The sequence below is a fragment of the Methanosarcina hadiensis genome, assembly GCF_046529725.1.
GTDB classification, from domain to species: domain Archaea; phylum Halobacteriota; class Methanosarcinia; order Methanosarcinales; family Methanosarcinaceae; genus Methanosarcina; species Methanosarcina hadiensis.
Map to the genome: position 1 here is coordinate 318,636 of NZ_CP136241.1, position 24,646 is coordinate 343,281.

The window sequence follows — 24,646 nt, forward strand, 5'->3', positions numbered from 1 at the left end:
AGATTCCTATTTTTCCCGGACCGACTTAATCTCTATTTTTGTATTTTTAATATTTTTAGCCTTTAATTGCCCTCAGTATTTGTATTCCCTGTGCCGCCTGTATGTATATATGAACCCCAATGACAGCAAGAATTACTACCGGAATTACAATGTATAATGGATTTTTCAACAGAAAGTCAAACCTTCCTTCTTTCACGCTTATGCTGGCAGTTGAAAACTTATCGCTCTGCCTGATATTCTGGGCATCTATCCCGTTATTGTATTCGTAAGAAAGTTCGGAATTAATGGTGTATTTGCCTACTTCCGTTGCTTTTATAATGTAACTGAACTCTTTGTCATTATTGGGCTGCAGACTATCGAGGTATATTCTTGGTTTACCGCCTACGGTCTCAATCCCTTCGTCTCCACTGACATATTCCATACCCTCAGGAACCAGTAGGTCAAGGCGGACAGCCTCAGCAGGAGCATTTCCCGTATTTCTCATAATTATTGTTGATGTGACCTTTTCGTTCCTTTTAATAGATAAGTGATCCACATTCAATGTGGTTTCAATATCCGCCCTCTGCCTGTCTCCTTCAAGTACAGTAATTTTAGGAGTATTGGAAGAAGACTGGTATGTTTGGCCTGCACTGTTTGTATATGTTGCAGTTACGGCTCTAAGGTCAAAAGTCCCTGCCTCAGTTGCTTCCAATTTATAAATGCATACAAGGGTTTCAGGAACCGATTGGCCGAGATCAATTTTTGGCATTTTTGTCGAAACTTCGTAAGTAGTTTCTTTCAGGACAAAATGTTCCTGCTTGGGGTCCGTAAATAACACATCATATGCAGCATCATTTCCGGTAGCCCTTGCATTTACTGTAACCGTTATTACATCTCCCACTTCTATTTCGGATTTGTCCGTACTTTTGGTTACCACAAGCTTTGGATCTCCTGCAAAAGATGCCCCTGAGCGCCCTCTTTCAATAATCTCGTTAGTATAGAGATCTCCTGTGTTGTAGTTTGACATAGTAATCTCAACTGTAGCCCTGGGCAATACACCTCCCGTATGTACGGATTTCAGGCGCATCTGGATCTTGCCTTCTTCTTCGAAATCAAACTCGAAGCTTTCATTTACATCCAGCAGTCCGGTTGTGATTTTCCTGTCCCTTTCGTACACATAATATGATGCTGTGCCGGCTTCAGGAAAGATATCAGTGACTTCAATCACGTAATTATTAAGCTGATATACCTCTCCTTCCTCAATGTCTCCATCATATACCGTGGTTCTTGCGGATGCTGCACTGCCAAGCGCCAGCAGGATAAGAAACGAAAATAAAACAGTTCTGGTAATTCCTTTCAGCTTCAATTCTGCTACCTCAAAGACCTGATAAAAAAGTTATTTGCGGCAGGTCGTTTTCCTTCTAAATGTTTTTGAATCAATATCCCTGATCTACTTCTGAATAATGTGACTGTTGCCCGTGAACTTAAAATGGATGCATTTACTTCTTTGTCAATTATTTTATTAACCTTAATTGAAAAGCCGGATAAAAACCTGTAATTTTTTTATTCCCTACCTCTATTTGGCTGCAAAATAAATATATGAAATCTGATATTCTGTACCCCCATGAAAAATAAATTCCAAATCAAGTGGACCTTTAAAGATTTAATTTTACAGTTTTTTTATCTGGACTCTCTATTTGCTCTTCTTTATCATCATATATTTTTTTACTATTATCTTTATAATCTTTATTCTTTTCTTCCTTTTTATCTTTTCGGTGTTTTTAAATTTAAGGTGGAAAAATAAAACAAATTTATAAATATTATAAATTAGATGATGCAGAATAATTTAAAAGTAAATGGTATTTAAAAGAAAAAAATTTTTAAATGAAAAAGAAAAATATATTCTTTAAATTATACCAACCTGCGGAATGCTAAATTAATTGGTGAATTGCTATCAATGTCATATGTGATACAGAAATAGAAATGATAAAAGCTTACGAGGACCGGTTTGTTCCGTACTTTCATGCTAAAATTAATATTCAGGTTCTAATCCTTTAATCCGGGAGATCACTTTGTCCAGTTTAGCTTCTTCTTCTATTTTTTGTTTTTTTGCCTTCTCTTGCTGGATAGCCTGAAGGGCTGTATCATAGAGTTTTTCAATTTCATTGGCAGATTCCAGTGTTAGTACGGAAAGAACCTGCGGGTATTCTCCGGCAGATACGACTATCCCTTTAAAAACCTGTCCAACTGCTTCTGAAAGTTTTATGATTTCAGCCGAAATATCGTCCATATTCAGGTACTTGCGGTCACCTTTAATGATAACCATTGCTCGGCTTGCTTCCTCGTAAACATTCGTAGAAAAGAGCAGCCCTGTCGGAGAAAGTGAGTTCTGTATTGCATTCTTTACAGGGGTTTCTTTATTAGCCCTGAAAAAGCCCATTGTTGCAAGCCCTGCACCCCCACTCATTACTGTTTTAAAGTCACCCAGGTCTGTTACCATCATCATTTCGCTGTCAAGCGCTTCAAGCAAAAAAAGGATGCGTTCCGCAATCATGTCATTGATGCGGTTATAGGCTTCCTGAATATTTCCTCCGATATTTTTCAGGTACTGGTTATCGGCAAGTATTATTCCATCAGCCCCACTCTCCCTTATATCCCTGATAGAAAATGCGGTATTTTGCAGGTAAAGAGTTCCTTCCTCCCGGAAAGGCAGGACAAGAATGCAATAAACAGGATAATTATAGCGTTTTTTCATTTCTTTTATAAGAAGAGGAGTAAATGAAGAGCCAGTCCCTCCGGAAGCAGAACTGAGTATAAATGCTGCATCAAAATTTCCCGGTTCTTCTATCCTGCGCATAATTATATCTTTTTTTTCCTCAAAAACCTGTTTTCCTATATTACGGTTTGCGCCAACCCCATGCAGGTGTGAGATATGGACTCTGTCTTTTGCTTTTGTAAACCTCATCTCTTTGAGGTCATTGATCGCAGTATTAAATGCAAGGGTTTCGACATGGCTTTTAAACTTCTGTCTGGAATAAAACTTAGCCAGTTTGCCGTAGCTTCTCCCCCCTCCTAAAGCATACCTGTTAATGGAATCCAGAATCCTGTTTCCACACTGCCCGTTTCCTATTACCAGTATATTGAGCAAAAAACTCCCCCATTTTAAGGATACCCCTGCATTCTTCTCCCCTGCTGATCCATTTACTATTAATTTGAATATGATTTACTTTGAATATGGTTTACTTTGAATATGGTTTACTTTGAATATGATCTCTCAAAATATTTCCACTATTTTTAATACCTGTATTCTCTGTGCCTCCTGTACAGATGAAAACCAATGGCTGCAAGTATTATCAGGGGGATTATAATATATAACGGATTTTTTAGAATAAAATCGAATTTCCCTTCTTTTACACTCACGGTAAAACCTGCTGACTCATTTTTTTCTTTAATTTTTTCCTGGTTTATCCCGTCACTGTATTCATAAGAAAGCCTGGAACTTATGTTATAAGTTCCCACTTCCTTTCCTTTCAAATTATATGTGAACTCTTTGTCATTATTTGTCTGCAGGGTCTCGAGATATATTCTTGGGTTTCCACCAACATTTTCAATCCCTTCCCCTCCTGCGTATTCGAGGCCCTCAGGTATAAAGATATCAAAGCGCACAGCTTCGGCAGGGGCATTACCTGTGTTTTTCAGGACTATTATTGAAGTAGTTTCCTGGTTCCTTTCTAAAGAAGAGACACTGATACTCATTGTAGCTTCAACCTTTGCAACCTGCTTATTTCCTTCAGATACATTTATAAGTGGAATATTGGATGAAGACTGGTATACCTTGCCGGCACTATTAATATAACTCGCATTCACAGCTTTGAGTTCAAACGTTCCTGCGTCTGTCGCTTTTAATTTATACATATAAACAAGAGTTTCAGGGACCGACTCTCCATAATTGATTTCAGGAATTTCACTTGAAGTTTCAAATATGGTTTCTTCAAGGACAAAATGCTCCTGTTTTGGGTCAGTAAATGAAACATTATTTGCAGTGTCATTTCCAGCATTTCTTGCCTTTACGGTAACGGTTATGTTTTCTCCTACTTTTATTTCGGATTTATCTACGGTTTTTGTTATTACAAGATCCGGGTCGCCTGAATAGGTTGCACCGGAACGCCCTTCTTCAATAACTTTGTTTACAAAAAGGTCTTCTGTGCTGTAATTTGACATTGTTATCTCAATTGTTGCGCTGGGGGGCGATCCAGAATGTACAGATTTCACACGCATCTGAACTTTTCCCTCTTCCTCAAAATCAAATTCGGCACTTTCATTTACGTCCATTAGGCCGTTGGTGATTTCTTCCTCTTCTTCGTATACATAGTATGAAACTGTGTTGGCTTCAGGAAAAATATCTGTAAAATCGATTACGTAATTGTTAAGCTGATATGCCTGTCCTTCTTCAATATCCCCCTCATAAACAATACTTTCTGCACAGGCTGTACTGCCAGTTATCAGCAGGATAGAAAACGCAAATAAAATAGTAACGTCTACTCCCTTCACTTTCACCCCTAATACCCCAGATCCCCGGTAAAAAAGTTTTTCTAAAGCAGCCCTTATTATGCTTAATATTTCCAGAAAGCTATTTTATGCTCAGGTGAATATATGAATTTAATTATATTTAAGTTAATTATCCGATCTCGAACAGTTGACTGGCTTTTAACTTTAATCGTTTCTTAGCCCCAATTAATTTTTTGCCGTAAATACAATTGGTCTAGAGCAAGGCTAACTTATTTTTTACTCCCTTATCCTTAAAGCAAATATCTGTAATAAACTGTAATAAAACCGGATATGATATAAACCGGATATAATGTTTTTATTTTTTTCTTCCTCTCTTAGTCATTAAAAATCTTATTGTTATTTGATTACACCAAATATGTTTTAGACACTATTTGATTATTCAACTGCTTATGTCTCGCCAATATCTATCATTTCAAGGCTGATATCTATCCAGCTCGACTTATGTATAAGAGAACCCATAGAAATTACATCTACTCCTGTCTTTGAATAAGCCTCCAGGTTTTCGAGGGAAATCCCTCCCGAGGCTTCAACAATAACAGAATTTCTGAGCCCTTTTTTTTCAAGTATCTTGAGAGTTTCTTTAACTGCTTCGGGTTGCATGTTATCGAGCATAATAATATCTGCTCCAAGTCCTGCAGCAAGTAAAGCATCCTGTGCAGACTCAACCTCAACTTCTATTTTCCGTGTAAAGCTGGTCTTTTTGGCTGCTTTGACTGCGGCTTCTATTCCCATAAGTTTAACATGGTTATCTTTAATCATAACAGCGTCAGAGAGGTTAAATCTATGAGTGTCTCCTCCTCCGGCAGCAACAGCCAGTTTCTCAAATTTTCTTATTCCTGGAGTGGTCTTTCTTGTGCACGCAACCCTTGTAGTTTCCGAGTGCTTTCTCACAATGTCCGTGCATTTTTTTGTCAGGGTTGCAATGCCGCTGAGATGTCCCAGGAAGTTAAGGCTGATGCGCTCTGCCCTCAGGATGGATACGGCTCCTCCCCTGAGCCTGAAAATTATGTCTCCCTTTTTTAACTGATCCCCATCTTCAAAGTCAGTTTCAGCCTGGACCCCAAAATAATAAAATATCGATATTGCCTCATCTATCCCTGCAACCGTGCAGTCTTCCTTTGTAAATATAATAGCTTCGGCAGGCCTGTCCGGTACAATAGTGCATGAAACATCATCGTATCCCAGGTCTTCTTCTATGAAGCTTTCAATTTCTCTTATAAACATATCTTTACCCTTTTAGTCTATGTCTCCTGCATTTATAAGGGGCACGGACATTCCGGGGTTTTCTATCTCTTTACAGCCATAAAAATGAAATAATAACCTGGTTTTAAATGTGGAAACCGAATTACGCTAAATACGTCGCACAGGCATTTTCCGATTCCCAGGCTGTGATACTGGTAACCCTTACTCCAGGATCTTTGAGCATGTTTTGAAGGGAATTTGCAATATATACGGCAATATTTTCCGAAGATGGTGGATTGCTGTCGTCAAAATAATCAAGTTCGTTCAAAAAATTGTGATCCAGCCTTGTCATGATTTCGGATACGTTCTGCTTTAATTCTCCGAAATCCACCAGTATTCCGGCATCATTGAGCTTTTCTCCAGCCACACAGACTTCTATCTTCCAGTTATGCCCATGGAGTTTTTCACACTTCTTAGCCACCATCTTAAGCTGGTGAGCTGCTGCAAAATGGGTAATGACTTTTAACTCAAACATAGTTGTTCAATCCCCTTTATGAATTTCAAAATACTGTCCTTAAATAAATATCTTTCCAAATATATCGGTAGTCGTTTTTATAAAAACAGGTTATTTTTATCATCCTCAATAAACTAATAAAAGGTAACATAGGCTGAACAGAATCCAATAATAGTAATTATAACAAAAAGTAATTTTTAAGACTGGAAAATCTGGAAGCACCTGGGACCGAACTGAAAATCGCATGGATATTTTTCTCTTATATGAAATGGTTTCATAGAAGGTTTAAAGAGAGAGAAAGGAGTACAGTACTCCCGTTCCCGGAACTATTCTGTGCCGGGTATATAAATAAATTCTAATATAAGCGATAATAGTTGAATAAATCGCTTATAGTTGATTGAAAACATCAGCAAAATGATAATTAAATCGAATTAAATCGAATTTATTAATTATTCTCAGGAGCCTGGAATACTGAAAATAGGAATTATTGGTTGCGGTTTCATTGGCGGACAGATTTGCAGGGCAATTGACAGCGGAGAGATTGATGCAGAGTTATATGCACTCTGTGATTCCTCCGAGAGCAAAGCCCTTGAACTTGCCACTTCTCTGAAAACGTGCAGACCTGCATATATGAAGATCGAAGAACTCATACGCAGTGTAGATCTTGTTGTTGAAAGCGCCTCCCAGAATGCTGTCAGGTTCATCGTACCTCAGGCCCTTCAGGCTGGGTGTAACGTGATGGTTCTGAGTGTTGGTGCCTTTGCTGATAAAGAATTGAGGGAGACTCTTTTCGGGCTTGCAAAACAGCATAACTGCAAGCTTTATTTCCCTTCGGGCGCAGTTGTCGGAATCGATGGGATAAATTCAGCGCGTGCAGCCGGGATTTCTTCTGTCACTCTGACCACCAGAAAACCTCCTTCGGGACTTATGGGAGCTCCTTATGTTGTGGAACACGGCATAGAACTTGAAAAGCTCGAAGAAGAGACCGTACTTTTTGAAGGGACTGCTTCGGAAGCTGTAAAAGCTTTTCCCGCAAACGTTAACGTGGCAGCCACTATAAGCCTTGCAGGTATAGGTTTTGAAAGGACAAAGGTAAAGGTGATAGCTGATCCTTCACTTTCAAGAAACGTGCATGAGATTACAGTGGAAGGAGAGTTTGGAAAGTTCTGTACGAGAGTGGAAAACCTTCCTTCCCCGGATAACCCTAAAACAAGTTACCTTGCAGCTCTTTCCGCAATTTCTACTTTGAAAAAGCTCCTTAATCCTGTCCAGATAGGAACCTGAAGCTATTAAGATTTCGATCTTAATTAAAGTTGAAAAGTTACAGCCTATCCTGTTTCAGCCTATCTTATGCCTGTGTGAACCTGAAATCTAAGAAAATAGCTTAGATTACGGAGGCTTCCCAGTAATTATTTTCTATTTATTTTCCTTTTTTATTCTAAATTTCTTCTTTTTCTTCCTCAACCAGGTCCCCGTAACCTTTCCGGGATAGGAGGCTGGCTGTGTTCACAAACATTATATAGGACGGGAGAGTTAAGCAGATACATCCCAGGAAACAGCGTATGTGCGCGAAAAAAGCTTTATGGATAGAATCTTCCTTACTGCACTTTTTTACGTTTAATATGCCCTTTCTACTTAAACGCAAATAAATTAAAATATCACCGGAGCTATGTCCAGGTTCGGAATCTTTCTATTAAAAATTTCCATTAAAATCGTTCTGGTTAATCTCTCCGGTTAATTTCTCTAACACTTATGGTGGTCCCATGCAGCAAGCAGACCTTATAAAAAGGATTAAAGAATTGAAGTTAAAACGGAATGCAGTAATTCTTTCTCATTATTATTCCCGCCCTGAGGTCCAGGATATTGCGGACTTTGTCGGTGACTCCCTCGCCCTTAGCCAGGAAGCCGTTCGCCAGGATGCGGAAGTTATCGTTTTTTGCGGTGTCCATTTTATGGGAGAAAGCGCTGCAATCCTCTCTTCGAATAAAATGGTTTTGTTACCCGAAATTGACGCTACCTGCCCTATGGCAGATATGGTAAATGTAGAAGGCCTTAAAAAATTAAAAGAAGAGCATCCTGATGCGCCTGTAGTCTCTTATGTGAACAGCTCGGCTGCAATAAAAGCAGAATCTTATATCTGCTGTACCTCTGCCAATGCTGTCGAGGTGGTAAACTCACTGGATGCCGACGAAGTAATTTTTGTGCCTGATAAAAACCTGGCTGCTTATGTTGCAGCCCGGACAGGCAAGAAAATCATTCCCTGGGAAGGACACTGCCCTTCACACCACCAGATCCTGAAGGAAGACGTCCTGAAAATGAAAGAGAAACACCCTCAGGCTAAATTCATTGCCCATCCCGAATGCCGCCCCGAAGTTCTTGAACTTGCAGACCACATTGCGAGCACGCGCGGTATGATCTTATACGCAAAAAGATCGCCTGCACAGGAGTTCATAATAGGCACGGAATGCGGGCTCATTCACGGGCTTCTTAAAGCAGCTCCCGAAAAGAAATACTACTGCATCTCTGAATTTGCCTGCTGTCCCAGCATGAAAATGGTTAACCTTGAGAAAATCCTGGCTTCGCTTGAAAAAATGGAGAGCAAAGTAACTGTCCCTGAAGATGTAAGGATCAGGGCAAAGGAAGCTCTTGACAGAATGCTTGCAGTAAAATTAAAATAAATATTTTATTCTTTTTTTATTTTATTCTTTTTTTATTTTATTCTTTTTTCTTCTTCTGCTTTTACTCTTTGATGAGGACACCTTTTTATTTTTTAAGGACATGTAAAAAAAGAATTAAAGTAAGTGAGACAATTTAGAGTAAGTGAGGTGGCACCTCACATACTTTATTCTGAAATAAATGACTGGAATAATTTATTCAGATCTTTTTCTTTAATACTCCGTATCCCGCAATAATCATAAACAATGGTAGAGCAATTGCCAGAAACATTTTAGCCGCTCTTAAAGGCTCTTTGGCTATGCCGTTCTCTCTACCTGTCAGGGTTCTTAGAGTTTTCTGCAATTGGGTTTTTCCCTGTTCCGGATTGTACTCAGTTATAGCAAAGAAGGAATATCCGGGGGTCTGTGATTCAAAATACAGGTATTTTTCATCTTCTCCGGTCTTTTTCGTGTCAAGAGGTTTCCAGCCTTCATCTTTATTATACCATTGAAGCGTCACCAGAGATTCGTTAATGTTGTTACTTCCTATCCAATTCTTTTCAACTCTGAACCCTACCAGTCCGTTTTCAAGGGAAGTAGGAAGTCCAGCTGCATTTTCTCCTATCCAGATATTCACATGTTTATATATTTCCCCCTCAGGGAGCACAGGAACAAGAGTGGATTTTCCTCTAAGGACTTCCACAATTGCCGTTGTTTTCCTGAATGTCCTTATTGCATCATATTCTATATGGGTTACACAGGTGACGTTTTCCGGGAAAACATATTCAATATGATAGCCGCTTATTACATTTCTGGTAGCAAGCTCTTTAACTTCGATATTTGTTACAGGTTCGGTGGAGATGCCGCTTCCCATGCTGCTGGGCCCGGAGTCCGAATCCGAACCTGAACTGGAAGAGTTCGAGCTGGAGTTCGAGGTTGAACCGGGACTGGAACTTGAACTGGAGGAATTAGAACTTGAGTTCGAGGTTGAACCAGAACTGGAACTTGAACCTGAACTGGTATTTGAATTGGATCTGGAATCCGAGTTAGAGCTGGAACTACTACCTGAGCTGCTTTTTGTCCCGGATTTTACATCTGAGCCTCCATTTGAGCCATCCTCTGAACTGTCATCTGAGTCATCGTCAGATCCTCCATTTGAACTGTCATCAGATCCTCCCTCTGAGCCATCCTCTGAACTGTCATCCGAATCATCATCTGAATCGTTTTCTGAGTCCTCAGATCCATCTGAACTATCACCATCTGAGCCGTCGGAGTCGTCATCTGAGTCGTCCTCTGAATCATCAGATCCTCCATCTGAACCATCATCCGAGTCATCGCTTGGGTCGTCTTCTGAGTCGTCATCAGTTGAATCATCAGTTGAATCATCACCCGAATCATCATTTAAGTCATCAATTAAGTCATTAATTAAGTCATCAAATGAGTCATAGGTCGAACCACCGGTTGAGTCGTCTGTCCCAGAATTATCAGCTCCTGAGTCTGTTCCCGAATCATCGGTTCCAGTGCTTGAATCTCCTGGATCCTTACTTCCGCTGTCTCCACTGATATTATCTGCAGCAGATGCCACGTGAGGAGTCATTCCAGGAATTATTAGTATTATCAACAATACATAAATTAAAGAACTTAAAAAATGGGGTTTCATTTTTACTGGCCTCCGCCCGCACGTCCATACATAGAAATCTCTACTGTACCGTAAGTCATTAACAATTTATTATACTATTCATATGAAAAAAAATAATTGAGTCTCTCTAACACTTTTCTTTAATGAATTTGGGATCCAAAAGAGTAACTCTTAACTTATAGTACGTGACAGCCCGGGTTTCCTCAGAAAAAAACAGGCGATAATTGTGTTTTATATAATGCTTCATCTGGAAACCCGCTCACTCGAACCCTTAATCTTCGCTTCACAGATCGAGCTTTTTTATATAAACGCTTAAATCTTATTTTACTGGTATAAGTTTCCAGTTTTCTTCCTGGTAAGAGAATGGTTTTCTTCCTGCTAAAATACAGGAGTATTATCCCTGAGTATCTTTTTCTCGCAATTTTAAGTAAAAATCAGCAGGCAATGTTTAAGCACCGGGCAGGTGATGTTTAAAAAGCAGTCATTATTTACATAGACTGATAGAATTTTGGTAAAATTTTAATACTTTATAATGCTGTTTCTACTGATGTCTGCCGGAATACGAACATATCTGGAGCTTATGAGATACGGAAACTGCTTCATGGCAGGTTTTGCAGCCGTAATAGGAACTTTGATAGCGTTTAATATCCTGATTTCCGGGCCTTTAAGTTCAGATTTTGCTGGGGCTTTCCCTTTCCTTAATGCAGGTCTGGTATTTCTGGCAGTGTTTCTGGTTTCGGGTGCTGGAAATGCGATTAACGATTATTTTGACATCAGAATAGATTCTATCAACCGCCCGGAAAGGCCAATCCCATCCGGGAGGGTAAAGGCAAAAGAGGCACTCTACTTCTCTTATCTTTTGTTTGCTCTGGGCACTCTGCTAGCTTTTTCTATAAATTCTATCTGCGGGTTAATTGCTCTTTTTAATTCAATGCTTCTGATCCTCTATGCAAAAACCCTTAAAGGCACGCCTCTTTTAGGAAACCTGAGTATAGGATACCTTACCGGTTCTGTCTTTTTATTCGGAGCTTCGGTTTTCGGATTGGGAGGAGTTAAGGCTCTTTCCGTACTTTTCCTGCTTGCTGCCCTTGCCATTACTGCCCGGGAAATCGTAAAGGATATAGAGGATATGGAAGGGGACAGGCAGGAAGGAGCAAATACCCTTCCTCTCAGGATCGGGGCGAAAAAAGCAGGCTATCTCGCAGTGCTTATAGGGCTCCTTGCAGTAACCTTAAGCCCCCTGCCTTATTTATTGTCCATTCTTGGCTCGCGTTACCTTTACCTTGTCTTCCTGGCAGACCTCGGGTTCCTTGCAGCCGTTATACAGCTTCTTGTACGGAACAACCCTACAAAGTCCTCTAAAATGTTTAAAATAGCCATGTTCTTTGCCCTGATAGCTTTCATTGCCGGGGTATGAACCTGGTTACATATTCAGCAGATAGGTTTCCTGCCTGCTACGAGCTCCATTGAAAAGGAATGGATATTTTCAAGTTCTTTTTCTATGACTTCTGCTGCCTCTTTCTCCACCTCACCTGCTGCACCTTTTTTCATGATCAGCTGCGCAGTTGCAATCTGAGGCTGGTCAATAGGAGTCCCTATTTCACTCAGGAGCCAGACATATACCTCTGAGACATCGGGAACCTGCCTGTATATCTCTGCAGCTATCCTGTGTGAAAGGAGGTTGTAGATTTTTCCGATATGGCTCACAGGGTTTTTCCCGGCTGCAGCTTCGCTGCTGACAGGTCGGTTTAAAGGAATTATTCCATTTACGCGGTTTCCGCGACCGACTTCTCCGCAGTCTGCGTCTTCTGCAGATGTTCCGGTAACGGTTGTATAGATTCCGTCCATCCCCCTGCCAGGCATGTCCAGAGTATTAAGAGAAGCAGTAGGTCTTGCACACATGCAGGCTTCAAACTCAGCCCTTTCTTTTTCTGCAAATTCGGCAGTAAACTCTTCTATCCTGTCATGAAGTTCCATCTTCTTTTCAAAATAGTCCTCTTCGGATTCTACATACCTGTCCACAAAAGGTGCGGCTACTGTCAGGTGCACATTCTCTTTATGCCTGAGCCCCATGACCTTTATGTCTTCTCCGGATTCGGGATATTTTTTCTTGAACCCTTTTGAGTTAAGGTAGCGTTCGGTCTCAAGAACCAGCCTTTCGGTAGGGCTCAGAGGCGCATATCCTACTGCTGCGGATGTATCATTTGCCCCGAGAACCTTTCCTCCTCTGCTAAAGATATCCGTGAGTTCTGCAGAACCTCTTTTAAGTTCAACCTGGTAAATGAGGTTTTCAGGATCTACAAAGCGGAGTTTTTCCGAGAACCATTCTTTTGCCGTATTTACTGCGAGCCCGGAGACATCGATCTCAACTCCTTCGTATTCGAAAGTTGCCCTATCCCCGATTATCAGCCGCATTGGGCTTACAACCCTGCCTCCTCCGAATTTTCCTTCAACTTCCCCTGCCACAAGCATTCCCTTGTCTATGTTATGGTGCAGGATGGTTCCGAAAGTTTCAAGATATTTCTGGCTGAGGTTTACGGAAATCTGTTCCATAACCGCGTCGCAGATATAGTCCGGATGACCAAGCCCTTTTCTTTCAACAACCTCTACCTTCTGTCGGTAGACTTCCGAAGCTTTCAACTCTTCAATAACAATATTTCTCAAACTCTTTCCCCCAGATCCCCTTTAAGGGCGTAATAGATACCAATTTGATATTAGTAATGTAAGTCAAAACAGCTAATTAGTATTTGCCAGTATCTGTGTTTATCAATAAATACCGCGGTGAAGCAGGCAGCTAGGACGCAAATAAATTGAAAACGCGATATGTGAGACTAATAAAAGCGGATAGATTAATAAAGGCGGAGCAGTTAAAATACCTTCCAGGAAACACCTGAACCTGACAGGATCTCAAACGAGTTTATCGTTTTCTTTATGATACGCCTGAACCTGCAGGATCTCAAACGAATTCTTCAGCTCCTTTGATCCTGTAATAACCTGTTAAAAGAAATCCACTTCCTCTGAATAATCTATTCTCTTTTTATCATCTTTCTCCTGTTCTTTTCCACCTTCCGGGCCGTGCCTTAGATACTCTTTAATCATCATAGGGAAGGTATTTGCAGGCACGAAGCGGACTCCAAGCTGTTCCGCCCATTTTTCAATCCCGTAGTCACTTGCAACAACAGCCGCATCAAGCTCTTTGGCAAGAATCAGGACATCAATATCCGGTGCACTGTCAAGGATTCCATACCTCAAAGCTGCTCTGTATTTGTTCCTGAATTTGCCGATTATTCCCCCAATGACCTCTCTTTCAACCTCTTCTCTGTATTCTTTTTTGTTACTTTGCGGATTTTCCATAAAGAGACACTCGGTTGCTGCCTCCCATATTGCATCCTCTGCAACCCCCATCCCGCGGTTGATTCTCTCTCTCATGTAAGACACATATTCGTGGAAGATCTGTGAGGTTACGTCTACCCTGTAGCGGTCGGGAGACTTTTTCACAAGCCAGGTGTCTATCTTTGCAACCACCTGCCTGTCACAGCCGTTACGGCTTGCAAATTCGTACATCTCCTTGTACACCGATGGGTAGGGAACATAACAGCTAATCCCGAACTGCAGGCGGGCATCGGCTATAAGGTCCAGTATTGCTTTCATCCCTTCGCACAGGGACGTATAACCCATGACTTCCCGTGTCTGCAGATCCGTCAGTGCTGTGGTGTCCAGCACAAATCTCTGCTTAAGCATTTTTTCGAGTCCTTTTACGATCTTTTTTCCCTTCTTATGTATTGATCTAGATCAATAAAATTCTTTGTTTTATGTATTTTTAGCTTAGCTCGATTAAAATGGATAACTGTATATAGTTTTAGATCTAATATTTACATAGGGAAGTTTAAACCAGAGATAAAAAGCGGTTTGAAACATACTTTCTGAATTTGTTTTCTTAGGTTGTTTTCTCCAGTGTATCGAATATTTCCGGAGAGACATTTTAATTAATTTAATTATGTTTCTTCCGTTTAGACTTTGCCCAGCCCTGGGCAAGCTTCTCTGATAAAACCCGGAAACCTGCATTATCCGGCAGGGTGACGGATTCTAATAAAAGGTGCGAGAGGACTGAGTTGAAGCAGAAATCCAGGTAAATGAATTGACTCGGTATAATGGAAAACAGAATAAAAATGGGGAATTAAATGAGCGCGGACACGGAGAGTTTGAAACCTTTTGTAGACTCAGCACAGGGTTTTGTGAAGATTCCTCTTAAAAAGGGAGGCGGCACGATGAAAGAATACTGTAATATCTGTGGTCGGGAACTGCTTGAAGATGTGCTAGTCGTGGATACCAGTCTCGATATGAAACCGATCAAATTTAAAGACGTTCACGGTGATAAATCTGATCTGATATGCATTGAATGTGCAATCGATTCGGTTGAAAACCCGCCTTTTGTATGCACAAGGTGCGGACAACCAATTGAGTTTAACGAAAAATTCTATGTATTCAGGGAAGCGACTACAAAGCCGGGTGGTCCGAAAGTAGATTTCAAAGAAACCTGTTTGGGAGACAAGTATATCTGCATCACATGTTTCGATGAGACAATGAATCCCGAATATGAAAAGGAAGAACTTTGACGAGAAAACTGGTATAACGCCTGCGGTGGAGTTCTTTTCTCTACCCCTTCATTTACTTACAGGTTGAAATTACAGGTTGAGATTTCTCAGCCGATCAACAAAAAATCAGGATTGAATGCCTGAAACTATTGTAACGCATGGAACAATGTGAGTAAAAGTAGCGTTCCGGTTCTCTAGCTAACCTGTGAGACTATTTCTATCTTTCACTCCCATTTTCCTTTGAATCTCCAACTCTTTTTATTTTGTGCTAATGTATTAAAAATGAGCCATACTGAGATGAATGGACTTTAATTCTATGAAGGCACAAATATTGATTTAGTATGGATGTAAAAGCTCTATATCGTAAAAACCGCATAATTCATCAAACTTAAGAGTGGATTCATTCCTTTATTGTATTTCATAGTTTCAGGGGGAAGCTGGTTGAACGGAGACAATATTATTGAACTTGAGGATACGAGCTGGGGGCAGAGAGTAGAAGAATCAAAAAAGCCTGTTGTTGTAATGTTTTACAGCCCTGTCTGCCCGTATTGCAAAGCTATGGAACCGTATTTTGAGGAATATGCCAGGGAGTACGGTTCTTCGGCAGTTTTTGGTAGAATAAATATAGCAGTAAACCCGTGGACTGCAGAGAGGTATGGAGTTCAGGGTACTCCGACTTTTAAGTTTTTCTGCCACGGGAGACCAATCTGGGAACAGGTAGGCCAGATCTATCCTGCAATACTGAGGAACGCGGTAAGGGATATGATCCAGCACGGCGAAGAATGCGTAAGAAAAAGCACTCCAATAGGACAGGATATTACAGGATACGCATAATTCAGGTCAGGTGTAATGCGGCCTTTTTTTTCCTTTTTCTTTTTTCTTTCCTTTATCTCTGTATATCTCTTTTTTTACAAGCCCGTACTCGTCAAAAGTAGTATGGATAGTGCTGAAAATGCTGAATACAGTACTCATGCATGTGGATACGTAAAGAGCAATCATAATTGAGATCTGGTACTTGATTGCGAGCATAGGACTTGCACCTCCGAGGATCTGCCCTGTCATCATTCCCGGAAGGAAGACGAGTCCTGCAGTTGCGATATTTGCAAGGGTTGGCTTGAGGGCTGAACGAAGACATTTTCGAATATAGGGCATAAGGGCTTCGTACCTGCTTGCTCCTAGAGAAAGAGTGTAAAGATACCTGTTTTCATTCCTGCGGATGTCCTCGTAAAACTCTCCCATGCCAACAATATTGCCCCTGAGCGAATTCCCAAGAATCATACCTCCTATAGGGATCAGGTAGCGGGCTTCAAGGAGGTTTCCGAGGTCAAGCACGAATTCGTTAAAATATAGAAGCACGCTTATATTTGCTGCCGTGAAAGAAAGTATAACTGGAAAAAATAATTTTTCCATTTTAAGTTCCACGTTACCTATGGTTGTGTAGCTCGCAATTATAACCATTCCGATAACCCATGCCAGGTTCAGAATTCCATTGTTCAGATCAAAAACATAGGTCAAAAATATCCCCACAAGGACGAGCTGTACAGTCATGCGAGTAACAGCATCTATGGTTTTTCTGGAGATATGGAGTTTTATCCTGTAACTGATTGCAAGAGGAATTGCAAGCAGCAAAAAACAGAGCATCAGGGAGGTTATTGATATATCAGGGCTTGCCATGCGATAATTCCTCTTTTCATTTTCTGGTATTATTCTATTATTTTTTTCCTGTTTAGATGTGACCCTTTTTAAGACTCAAAATTTTTAGATCCCAGGATAGAAGCTACACTTTTAAAATGAAGCTACGCTTTTTGAATGAGGCTATACTTTCTGAATGAGGCTATACTTTCTGAATGAGGCTATACTTTCTGAATGAGGTTATACTTTTTGAATGACGTTATACTTTCGGAATGAAGCTATACTTTGGAATGGATCCTGCCCTTTATGAATAGTACTCAATCAGTCCTGTTCTTACCTATTTCCACAATCTCGATTTCCTTTCCTTCCCATTCGCGGTCGTGAGAAATTATGAGAAGTGTCCAGTCTTTATGTTTAAGGAAATGGTCAGCAACCTTTTTTTTAAGTCCTGAATCAAGAGCCGAGGTTGCTTCGTCGAGGAGAAAAATATCTCTTTCAAGCATCAGGGCTATTAAAATTCCTATCCTCTGCTTTTCTCCTCCTGAAAGATTTTCAAAGTTTTTCCCGAGTATGTCCCTTTCCAGTTCAAGCTCGTTCATAAACGTATGCAGCTTTTGAGGATTCATTTTATCCCTGTTGGGCCTGTAAGCATGAACTTCCTCAATCAGGTCCTTTACAGCCCCTTCTCCGAGATCCGTATCCTGGGAAACGTAAGCTACCTCCCTTCGGACCTGCCAGGCTACCTGAGGATTTAAAGGCTTTTCTTTGTAATAGACCGAGCCTTCGGAAAGCTTTTCAAACCCCAGGAGTATTTTGAACAGGGTTGATTTGCCGGTTCCTGATTTCCCTTTCATAAGGACCTTTTTTCCTCTGGGAATGCAAAGGGAGAAGCTGGAAAGCAGTTTTTTGCCCCCGAAACTTATTCCGACATTTTCATATCTTATTATTTCATCCTGCATTCTTGTCCCCTTACTTTCAGGTTATTCTCTATTAATACGTCCCCAGAATATTTTCCTGCAGATTTTTGTTTGCTTCTTCAGGTTTTTTGTTGAACAGCTATTGAACAGGTTTTCTTTCATCCCCTGGCTTTCATCCCCTTGAAGAGAAAGTTTATCTATACTTAGGTGTTCACATAAATCGTTTATAGTTACCTTGCGCGAGGATAATAACGATTGCTCAAAGTTTAAAACAGACTATCCTGAAAATGTATGGACTCTCAGGACACTTGAGATCTTTATTTACTTCAGCTTATACTTTGACATAATTATATTTTAATATCTTAATAATTTTTTAATCTCTGAGGAACAAAAGATGGATTTTGAAGCTTCTGCTAAAAATCTCACTACTCCGGTCAAAGGGGCAAAAATAGTCCCGAATATGACCGTAGACGAGCTTGTAAAGGAGTATGCCGGTTGCGCCTTTGGAGCAGGCAGGCTGGCTGAAGCCGTTGATATCTATTATGAGATGCTGGCTTCCGGGAAAACTACGAAATTTTTCGGGCTCGCAGGAGCAATGACACCTGCAGGCATGAGGAATATTGTTGCAGACCTTATCCGGGACGGATACATAGATGTGCTTGTCACTACAGGCGCCAATATGGTTCACGATACCGTTGAAGCTCTCGGTCTTCACCATTACAAAGGCTCGGACTGCGCAAATGATATTCAGCTCAGGCATGAATGCATTGACAGGATCTATGACGTTTACCTCCCTGACCAGCACTTTAGCGACCTTGAAGAATTTCTGCAGAGCGTTTATTCAGGGCTTCCGCAGGAAAAGCTTTCTATCCGGCAGGTACTTACCGAAATCGGAAAAAATCTTGACGATGACTCCTCAATCCTGAAAACCGCTGCCGAAATGGGCGTTCCTGTTTACTGCCCTGCCCTTCAAGATTCTGTAATAGGGCTTCAGGCCTGGCTGTACAAAGAAGGAAACCCTCTTCATGTGGATGCTTTTGCGGATATGCATGAATTCATGGAAATCTGCTATAATGCTGAAAGCGCAGGTGCCATGCTGCTTGGCGGGGGAGTTCCCAAGAACTATATCCTGCAGTCCATGCTTGTAACCCCCAGGTCCTTTGATTACGCAATCCAGCTGACAATGGACCGTCCGGAGACCGGAGGCCTGAGTGGAGCAACCCTTGACGAAGCCCAGTCCTGGGGAAAGGTCGGGGAAGATGCAAAATCGGTAACCGTTTACGCAGATGCAACAATCACACTACCAATTATTGTTTCGGCTGTAAGGACGCGCCTTTCCAAGAGGTAATTTGATGGAAAAGAATACCCATATGATCCTTGCCATGGACGTAACCGACAGGGAAGAAGCTCTGAAGATCGCAGAAGATGTCCAGGAATTTGTGGACGCAATAAAAGTAGGGTATCCTCTTATTCTTGCTACCGGGCTTGACATAATAAGAGACCTTGCAGAATTTGCCCCGGTGATAGCAGACTTCAAGGTTGCAGATATACCCAACACAAACCGCCTCATCTGTGAGCAGGTTTTTGAAGCAGGAGCAGATGCGGTTATTGTTCAGGGCTTTACGGGCAGGGACAGCCTTGATGCCTGCATTGAAATTGCTTCCGAATATGGAAAAGATGTCTTTGTCGTAAGCGAAATGAGCCACCCCGGAGGAGCCGAATTCATGCAGCCGATTGCAGAGGCGATTGCAAAAATGGCGCTTGAAGCAAGAGCCTTCGGCCTTGTTGCTCCAGCCACACGGCCGGAAAGGGTAAAGGAAATAAGGAAAATTATCAGGGACAGGCTTACTATTATCTCTCCGGGTGTGGGTGCCCAGGGAGGAAAAGCCTCTGATGTGATCGCCGCAGGGGCAGACTGGGTGATCGTGGGCAGAAGCATCTACAAGGCGGAATCTCCAAAAGAAGCTGCTCGTGAAATTGCTGAAGAGATTCAGGCTGAGCTCGGCGGAAAGAACTGAAAAATATTATATTTATCTTGAGAAGAATAACTCAATAGAAAAATCATTAAATTACGTGCCTGTGATGAAAAATCTGGCTGATTTCATGATGAGCCCTATGAGTTCTGAGGCACATATTTAACACTTTTTTAAACAGATGTCCGTATTTCGGATTGCCTAATTGTTTTACGGGATGATTGTTATGCGAGATTACCGTTTCCGCAAGTTAACAATCTCCACAGATCAACGAACTCACTCATTCCAGGCCCCATTTTTTCCTGAACTCGAGCTTCTGCTGGCTGTTCATCCAGTGGCTGCCGTCACAGTAGGGCTTGTTCTCTGACTTCCCGCAGCGGCAGAGGGTTACTCTGTTCCGGGATTCGTACATGCTGCCATCTGCAGATTCAATGGGAACACCGCCTCGGACCCAGAGGGGGCCTTCACAACTTTTTTGTTTGTCGTGAACAAGTACAATGGATGGTTCAAATTCCTTTTCAAATGGTTTACCTGTTTTCTTATCCCACAGGACCAGCCGTCCGGACGGACAGATCATGGCTTCCTCTATAGCGGTCTGTCGGGCTTCCGGGTCGTCTGATTTTTGTATGAGGTCCCTTATCCCTCCAGCCCTCTGGCAGAATCGGGAATGATCGCAGAGCTCGTAGACATCGGTGAGTTTCAGGTAAGGACCTTCAAACGTTTCCGCTTTTTCCAGGTAAGGCTTTCTGCTGGCTGTTTCGCTGCCGTCAAAACCGATCTTGCGGTGAGCCCCATCACAGAAGGGCTTGTTACTGGATGAGCCACAGCGGCACAATATATAGGCATTCTGCCGGGGGTATTCCTTTATATCAATCAGTTCTCTGGTGTGGCCAGCGTCGTCTGCAACAATCGCCTGTTCGAAAAGCGGCACTCCACCTGTAACCCGATACGGTCCATCCTTGATTATCTTAATCCTCATTTCTTTATCATTGACTGCCATAATCATAATCCCCCATTACCTCTTATAATGCAGTACTGGATGTTTAGTCTAACTATTTCCCTCTTTAATGATTTCTATATTTTTAAAATATTTTCTTTCAATTTTACTTCTATTTTCAGCTAACTTTCTTTTAACTTTTTATATCTAAAGCATTAGCTTTTAAAGTTTTTTAACTAAAAGAAGGGTCCAGATTTTTATCTTACAGGAGATTTTTCATATCGAGTCAAATAACAAATCATAAAGGAAGTGCTTTTAATCATGCAGGATAAATTACTGAGGCAGGTGAACTCTGTATGAGAATAGCAGTGTGCGGGAAAGGAGGAAGCGGAAAGAGCACTATTTCTGCTCTCCTTGCAAAGCAGATGGCAAAAACAAAAAATGTGCTTGTACTTGATATTGATGAGTCCAATTACGGACTGCACAGCCAGCTCGGACTGGCAGCTCCGCGGGACCTTATGGAGTACTTCGGAGGAAAAAAAGGCTTTAAGGAAAAACAGAGGGCAGCTCCGAAGAAAACACAGTTCTGGGGGCTTGCAGCCAATGGAGAAACTTCTGGGAAGCAGGAGCAGTCCCGGTTTTTCAAAGAAAGATGGAACTTTTCCGACCTGCCTCCGGAGTTTGTGGAACAGAAAGGGAACCTGAAACTTATGGCTGTTGGCAAGATAAAAGATTATGGAGAAGGCTGCGCCTGCCCCATGGGAGTCTTGACAAGAGAGTTTCTTGAAAACCTGGACCTGGAGAAAAATGATTTTGTAATCGTGGATACCGAAGCCGGAACTGAGCATTTCGGGCGCGGGGTTGATAAGGACTTTGACCTGATCCTTGTAGTTATCGATCCTTCTTACGAATCCCTCAAGCTTTCTAAAAAGTTTGATGAATTTGGCGGGCAGTGCGGCTGCAGCGTCTATTTCGTGCTTAACAAAGTCGAGTCGGATATAAGGGAAGAGATGATGGCTTCAGTCAATTGTGTGAATGTGGTGGCCGAGATCCCTGCAAAAAGGGAGCTTTTCAAAGCGTCCCTTAAAGGTGAAGAATTCGACCTTGAACTTGAAGAGATCGCAAAACTTGCAGCGTTTGTGGAAAAAGCCAGCTCACCTGACCGTTGATCCATTTATTTATTACTTTATAATCTAAGTAGAAAAACAATCCCCGGCAAGGTCTGAAGGTTTGAAGCGTACATAAACCGCCAGAACTGAGTGCTCAGCTCCAGGAACTGATCCAGGAACTGATCCAGGAACTAAGTCGCCGGATTTCTTCCGGATAACGAAATTACCTGACGGTCTCCAGCAGGATTAAACATTAAGGTTAGGAGGCAGTATATTTCTCTTTTTTAATTGCTCCAAATTTGGGATATCAGCTTCTGTTCTTCTTAAATCTTTTTTCAGCTGCTTCAGCTCTACTTTGTTTGAAGTTGCTAAGTATGCTTAAGTATATGTAATTGCATAATTATATGCAAATGGAGAAAATTATGAAAAGGTTTACAATTTCAGTTCCGGAACACCTGAAAAAAGAACTTGATTCAATGCCTGATATTAACTGGGCAGAGGTGGCACGCAAGGGCATTGAAGACAAACTTAAGCGACTTGAGAAGTTTGAGGCTGTTGAAAAGAGCGGTGAATTGTGATGGCAACAATCACGGTACCTGTTCCAGATAACCTTTACAGGGAAATGGAACATTTCTCCTGGGTAAAATGGTCTGAGGTTGCAAGAAACTCTATCTGGAAAAGACTAATCTTTGAGAAGTATATAAGGTCTGGAGAACTCTCTGACGAGGATATGGAATTCTGCGATAAAATTGACTGGCATCCTGTGGATGAGCTATCTTTAAGGGAAGAATTTGTGCAAAAATTACAGGATTTGAAAAAGGAAACTCCCATCAAAGTTAAAGATATTTCTCAAATTTTTGATGGTGCCTAAAATTTTTGAATAATGCTTTGAGTGATTCAGATGCCATATGATCTTTTTATACTCCCGTCCTGTAAAAAAGAGATCGATAAAATATGTAAGAATAATTCATCATTAAAAAACTCTTTAAGTAAGAAAATCCAGGAGATCTGTGAAAATCCTTCTCACTATAAACCTTTGAGAAATGACCTCCATGGAATGCGCAGGGTGCATGTCCTGAAAAGTTTTGTTCTTATCTTTAGTGTAGATGAACAAGAGAAGTCCGTAACTCTTGTTAGTTTTTCACACCACGATACTGCTTATTCTCGCTAATCCTTTTTCACGGCAGTTTTCTGGCAGACATCGTTTTCACGGAAGCGGCTTATCCTGAGTGAACCATTGTTTTGATAGTTACCTGAAGGTCAGATAGAAACTCTTAATTATTAGACTCATAATCCTAAGTATTATGAGTCTATTCGTCAACCGATCTGAAGAGCTTGAATTCCTTGAATCCGAGTATTCACGGGATTCTTCATCACTTGTTGTGATCTATGGGCGGAGGAGAGTTGGCAAAACCGAGCTTGTCCTGAGATTTGCATCCGGAAAACCTTCAGTATATTACCTTTCCCAGAAACTGAATCTTGAACACCAGGTAGATGATTTTCTGGAAAAGACAACCGAACAGCTTGGGACATACCAGCCGAAGGTAACGAAATGGGACGCAGCCCTCAAATTCATTGTTCAGCAGATAGAAGGCAAGCCTGTTATTATAATAGATGAGGTTCCATATCTTATAGAAGGCAGCAGTGCAGCGATGTCGGCATTTCAGGCAGCATGGGACCTGTATCTCAAGGATGCAAACGTTATGCTGATCCTTCTCGGGTCAAGCATAGGCATGATGGAAAATGAGGTGCTCGGCTACAGGTCACCACTATATGGCAGAAGGAACGGGCAGATCAAGGTCGAGCCTCTGAAGTTCAGGCATGTCAGGCATTTCTTTCCTCAAAAGGATGCAGAGGAAATAGTAAGGATATATGGATGCCTTGGCGGGGTGCCTGCCTACCTTAACAAATTCGACCAGAACCTCCCGTTCATTGATAACGTCAATAAGAATATATTACAGAGGGCCACTTTTTTTTATGATGAGGCCACCTTCCTGCTTAAAGAAGAGTTAAGGGAACCAACCACTTATGAACTGATTCTTGAGGCGATATCAAGGGGAAAGAACCGGGTATCTGAGATCGCAGACGAGACCGGTATACACGTCCACAATGTCCCTAAATACCTTCGTGTTCTCATAGGACTTGGATTCCTCTCCAGAGAATGGCCTGTTACTCTCAAAAAGAGCCGGGAAATAAAAACCGGTTCCACCTACGCTCTCTCAGATAATTTCATGAAATTCTGGTATACCTATGTATTTCCAACAAGATCCATGCTGGAAATAAACAGGGGTGCCATCATTTCACAGATCTCCAGCTCATATGACCATTATCTCGGCCACGTCTTTGAAGAAATAACCAAACAGCACCTGATAGACCTTAATGCTGCTGGCAAAACGCCTTTTGTTTTTGAGAGAATAGGACGGCAGTGGGGTAAGGTTCCAGGAAAGCCAAAAAATGAAAATACGTATGAGATCGATCTCGTCGCAATGAATGAGGGCTCTAAGGAGATCCTTTTCGTTGAGTGTAAATGGCAGACTCTTACAGGTAAGAATTCAAGGAAAGTATTGAGAGATCTGAAGGACAGGTCAAAATTCGTACAGTGGCATATCGGAGAGAGGAAAGAATATTTTGCTGTTGTTGCAAAAAAGATCGAAAATAAGGCAGAGTTAAAGGAGAATGGGGCAATTGCCTTTGACCTGGAAGATATTTCTACTGATATGGAATGAATATGCTGTCGTCCTCTGTCTGTCAAGAAGCTTAATCTATTTTTTTTAAGCATGATAAGGTCCGAAGGGATCATTAAGGGGTCATTATACGATGGTAAAAGTTACTTCATCTTCTCGTTCTTCTTGCTTTTATAAAGTGAAACCAGATTGATTCCAAACAATTTCCGGGCAATTATCCGAAAGTATATTATTGATCATGTTATTTGATAATGCAAAAGTT

At 41.4% G+C, this 24,646-nt stretch carries 23 protein-coding genes; 12 read left to right on the forward strand and 11 right to left on the reverse strand.

The annotated features are described in order from the left end of the window. Nucleotides 1-55: 55 nt before the first annotated feature. The 5 genes from RSJ42_RS01440 to queD form a co-directional block, all read right to left on the reverse strand. Nucleotides 56-1,345: a BatD family protein gene (locus tag RSJ42_RS01440; protein ID WP_410508967.1), complete on the reverse strand. Its 1,290-nt coding sequence runs from the start codon at nt 1,343-1,345 to the stop codon at nt 56-58. A 666-nt stretch (nt 1,346-2,011) separates the two neighbouring features. Then, nucleotides 2,012-3,127 (reverse strand): cell division protein FtsZ, encoded by a 1,116-nt coding sequence (locus tag RSJ42_RS01445; RefSeq protein WP_410508968.1) that lies wholly within the window; start codon nt 3,125-3,127, stop codon nt 2,012-2,014. Nucleotides 3,128-3,273: 146 nt separating this feature from the next. Next, the gene (locus RSJ42_RS01450) at nt 3,274-4,536 is read right to left on the reverse strand and encodes a BatD family protein (RefSeq protein ID WP_410508969.1); all 1,263 of its coding nucleotides are present in this window, start codon (nt 4,534-4,536) and stop codon (nt 3,274-3,276) included. 399 nt (nt 4,537-4,935) lie between these two features. Further along, on the reverse strand, nt 4,936-5,772 hold the full coding sequence (gene nadC / locus RSJ42_RS01455) for a carboxylating nicotinate-nucleotide diphosphorylase (RefSeq protein WP_410508970.1): 837 nt from the start codon (nt 5,770-5,772) through the stop codon (nt 4,936-4,938). A 121-nt stretch (nt 5,773-5,893) separates the two neighbouring features. After that, nucleotides 5,894-6,265: a 6-carboxytetrahydropterin synthase QueD gene (gene queD / locus RSJ42_RS01460; RefSeq protein ID WP_410508971.1), complete on the reverse strand. Its 372-nt coding sequence runs from the start codon at nt 6,263-6,265 to the stop codon at nt 5,894-5,896. Nucleotides 6,266-6,712: 447 nt separating this feature from the next. Between queD and RSJ42_RS01465 the strand changes: the two genes are divergently transcribed. Both RSJ42_RS01465 and nadA read left to right on the forward strand, forming a co-directional pair. Beyond that, nucleotides 6,713-7,528, forward strand: coding sequence for an aspartate dehydrogenase (locus RSJ42_RS01465; RefSeq protein ID WP_410510283.1), 816 nt, complete (start codon nt 6,713-6,715; stop codon nt 7,526-7,528). A gap of 479 nt (nt 7,529-8,007) precedes the next feature. Next, nucleotides 8,008-8,922 (forward strand): quinolinate synthase NadA, encoded by a 915-nt coding sequence (gene nadA, locus RSJ42_RS01470; protein WP_410508972.1) that lies wholly within the window; start codon nt 8,008-8,010, stop codon nt 8,920-8,922. A gap of 196 nt (nt 8,923-9,118) precedes the next feature. Here nadA and RSJ42_RS01475 read toward each other — a convergent pair whose 3' ends face one another. Beyond that, nucleotides 9,119-10,558 carry a PGF-pre-PGF domain-containing protein gene (locus RSJ42_RS01475; RefSeq protein WP_410508973.1) on the reverse strand — a complete coding sequence of 480 codons (1,440 nt, stop codon included), beginning with the start codon at nt 10,556-10,558 and terminating at the stop codon, nt 9,119-9,121. 526 nt (nt 10,559-11,084) lie between these two features. Here RSJ42_RS01475 and RSJ42_RS01480 point away from each other — a divergent pair. Further along, nucleotides 11,085-11,954, forward strand: coding sequence for a geranylgeranylglycerol-phosphate geranylgeranyltransferase (locus RSJ42_RS01480; protein WP_410508974.1), 870 nt, complete (start codon nt 11,085-11,087; stop codon nt 11,952-11,954). Nucleotides 11,955-11,968: 14 nt separating this feature from the next. Here RSJ42_RS01480 and RSJ42_RS01485 read toward each other — a convergent pair whose 3' ends face one another. Together RSJ42_RS01485 and RSJ42_RS01490 are read right to left on the reverse strand one after the other, a co-directional pair. Further along, nucleotides 11,969-13,201, reverse strand: coding sequence for a methionine adenosyltransferase (locus RSJ42_RS01485; protein ID WP_410508975.1), 1,233 nt, complete (start codon nt 13,199-13,201; stop codon nt 11,969-11,971). A gap of 333 nt (nt 13,202-13,534) precedes the next feature. After that, nucleotides 13,535-14,278: an RNA ligase partner protein gene (locus tag RSJ42_RS01490; protein ID WP_410508976.1), complete on the reverse strand. Its 744-nt coding sequence runs from the start codon at nt 14,276-14,278 to the stop codon at nt 13,535-13,537. Nucleotides 14,279-14,718: 440 nt separating this feature from the next. On the opposite strand from RSJ42_RS01490, the gene RSJ42_RS01495 reads away from it, so the two are divergent. Together RSJ42_RS01495 and RSJ42_RS01500 are read left to right on the forward strand one after the other, a co-directional pair. Next, complete coding sequence (locus tag RSJ42_RS01495) at nt 14,719-15,153, forward strand: hypothetical protein (protein ID WP_410508977.1); 435 nt, start codon at nt 14,719-14,721, stop codon at nt 15,151-15,153. A 420-nt stretch (nt 15,154-15,573) separates the two neighbouring features. Then, nucleotides 15,574-15,966, forward strand: coding sequence for a thioredoxin family protein (locus RSJ42_RS01500; RefSeq protein WP_410508978.1), 393 nt, complete (start codon nt 15,574-15,576; stop codon nt 15,964-15,966). A gap of 6 nt (nt 15,967-15,972) precedes the next feature. Here the strand turns inward: RSJ42_RS01500 and RSJ42_RS01505 are convergent, their stop codons facing one another. Next, complete coding sequence (locus tag RSJ42_RS01505) at nt 15,973-16,806, reverse strand: ABC transporter permease (RefSeq protein WP_410508979.1); 834 nt, start codon at nt 16,804-16,806, stop codon at nt 15,973-15,975. 275 nt (nt 16,807-17,081) lie between these two features. Beyond that, entirely contained in the window at nt 17,082-17,723 is a 642-nt protein-coding gene (locus tag RSJ42_RS01510) for an ATP-binding cassette domain-containing protein (protein ID WP_410508980.1), read from the reverse strand. Between the two features lie 352 nt (nt 17,724-18,075). Between RSJ42_RS01510 and RSJ42_RS01515 the strand changes: the two genes are divergently transcribed. Together RSJ42_RS01515 and pyrF are read left to right on the forward strand one after the other, a co-directional pair. Beyond that, the gene (locus tag RSJ42_RS01515; RefSeq protein WP_410508981.1) at nt 18,076-19,029 is read left to right on the forward strand and encodes a deoxyhypusine synthase; all 954 of its coding nucleotides are present in this window, start codon (nt 18,076-18,078) and stop codon (nt 19,027-19,029) included. A gap of 4 nt (nt 19,030-19,033) precedes the next feature. Next, complete coding sequence (gene pyrF / locus RSJ42_RS01520) at nt 19,034-19,699, forward strand: orotidine-5'-phosphate decarboxylase (RefSeq protein ID WP_410508982.1); 666 nt, start codon at nt 19,034-19,036, stop codon at nt 19,697-19,699. A gap of 235 nt (nt 19,700-19,934) precedes the next feature. Here pyrF and RSJ42_RS01525 read toward each other — a convergent pair whose 3' ends face one another. Further along, a complete protein-coding gene (locus RSJ42_RS01525) occupies nt 19,935-20,654 on the reverse strand; it encodes a CDGSH iron-sulfur domain-containing protein (protein WP_410508983.1) in 720 nt (239 codons plus the stop codon). 293 nt (nt 20,655-20,947) lie between these two features. Between RSJ42_RS01525 and RSJ42_RS01530 the strand changes: the two genes are divergently transcribed. From RSJ42_RS01530 to RSJ42_RS01550, 5 genes are all read left to right on the forward strand, one after another. Beyond that, nucleotides 20,948-21,760, forward strand: coding sequence for an ATP-binding protein (locus tag RSJ42_RS01530; protein ID WP_410508984.1), 813 nt, complete (start codon nt 20,948-20,950; stop codon nt 21,758-21,760). A gap of 362 nt (nt 21,761-22,122) precedes the next feature. Then, complete coding sequence (locus RSJ42_RS01535; protein WP_410508985.1) at nt 22,123-22,278, forward strand: hypothetical protein; 156 nt, start codon at nt 22,123-22,125, stop codon at nt 22,276-22,278. Further along, nucleotides 22,278-22,571 carry a hypothetical protein gene (locus RSJ42_RS01540; RefSeq protein WP_410508986.1) on the forward strand — a complete coding sequence of 98 codons (294 nt, stop codon included), beginning with the start codon at nt 22,278-22,280 and terminating at the stop codon, nt 22,569-22,571. Before RSJ42_RS01535 ends, RSJ42_RS01540 begins: the two co-directional genes overlap by 1 nt. 30 nt (nt 22,572-22,601) lie before the next feature. Next, on the forward strand, nt 22,602-22,871 hold the full coding sequence (locus tag RSJ42_RS01545) for a type II toxin-antitoxin system RelE family toxin (protein WP_410508987.1): 270 nt from the start codon (nt 22,602-22,604) through the stop codon (nt 22,869-22,871). A 133-nt stretch (nt 22,872-23,004) separates the two neighbouring features. Continuing rightward, nucleotides 23,005-24,426, forward strand: coding sequence for an ATP-binding protein (locus tag RSJ42_RS01550; protein WP_410508988.1), 1,422 nt, complete (start codon nt 23,005-23,007; stop codon nt 24,424-24,426). The last annotated feature ends 220 nt before the right edge of the window (nt 24,427-24,646 follow it).

Coding starts and splice junctions, on each gene's coding strand:
- nadC (WP_410508970.1), bottom strand. CDS start 5,772: ATGTTTATAAGAGAAATTGAAAGCTTCATAGAAGAAGACCTGGGATAC.
- queD (WP_410508971.1), bottom strand. CDS start 6,265: ATGTTTGAGTTAAAAGTCATTACCCATTTTGCAGCAGCTCACCAGCTT.
- nadA (WP_410508972.1), top strand. CDS start 8,008: ATGCAGCAAGCAGACCTTATAAAAAGGATTAAAGAATTGAAGTTAAAA.
- RSJ42_RS01475 (WP_410508973.1), bottom strand. CDS start 10,558: ATGAAACCCCATTTTTTAAGTTCTTTAATTTATGTATTGTTGATAATA.
- RSJ42_RS01480 (WP_410508974.1), top strand. CDS start 11,085: ATGTCTGCCGGAATACGAACATATCTGGAGCTTATGAGATACGGAAAC.
- RSJ42_RS01490 (WP_410508976.1), bottom strand. CDS start 14,278: ATGCTTAAGCAGAGATTTGTGCTGGACACCACAGCACTGACGGATCTG.
- RSJ42_RS01495 (WP_410508977.1), top strand. CDS start 14,719: ATGAGCGCGGACACGGAGAGTTTGAAACCTTTTGTAGACTCAGCACAG.
- RSJ42_RS01505 (WP_410508979.1), bottom strand. CDS start 16,806: ATGGCAAGCCCTGATATATCAATAACCTCCCTGATGCTCTGTTTTTTG.
- RSJ42_RS01510 (WP_410508980.1), bottom strand. CDS start 17,723: ATGCAGGATGAAATAATAAGATATGAAAATGTCGGAATAAGTTTCGGG.
- RSJ42_RS01515 (WP_410508981.1), top strand. CDS start 18,076: ATGGATTTTGAAGCTTCTGCTAAAAATCTCACTACTCCGGTCAAAGGG.
- pyrF (WP_410508982.1), top strand. CDS start 19,034: ATGGAAAAGAATACCCATATGATCCTTGCCATGGACGTAACCGACAGG.
- RSJ42_RS01525 (WP_410508983.1), bottom strand. CDS start 20,654: ATGGCAGTCAATGATAAAGAAATGAGGATTAAGATAATCAAGGATGGA.
- RSJ42_RS01530 (WP_410508984.1), top strand. CDS start 20,948: ATGAGAATAGCAGTGTGCGGGAAAGGAGGAAGCGGAAAGAGCACTATT.
- RSJ42_RS01535 (WP_410508985.1), top strand. CDS start 22,123: ATGAAAAGGTTTACAATTTCAGTTCCGGAACACCTGAAAAAAGAACTT.
- RSJ42_RS01540 (WP_410508986.1), top strand. CDS start 22,278: ATGGCAACAATCACGGTACCTGTTCCAGATAACCTTTACAGGGAAATG.
- RSJ42_RS01545 (WP_410508987.1), top strand. CDS start 22,602: ATGCCATATGATCTTTTTATACTCCCGTCCTGTAAAAAAGAGATCGAT.
- RSJ42_RS01550 (WP_410508988.1), top strand. CDS start 23,005: ATGAGTCTATTCGTCAACCGATCTGAAGAGCTTGAATTCCTTGAATCC.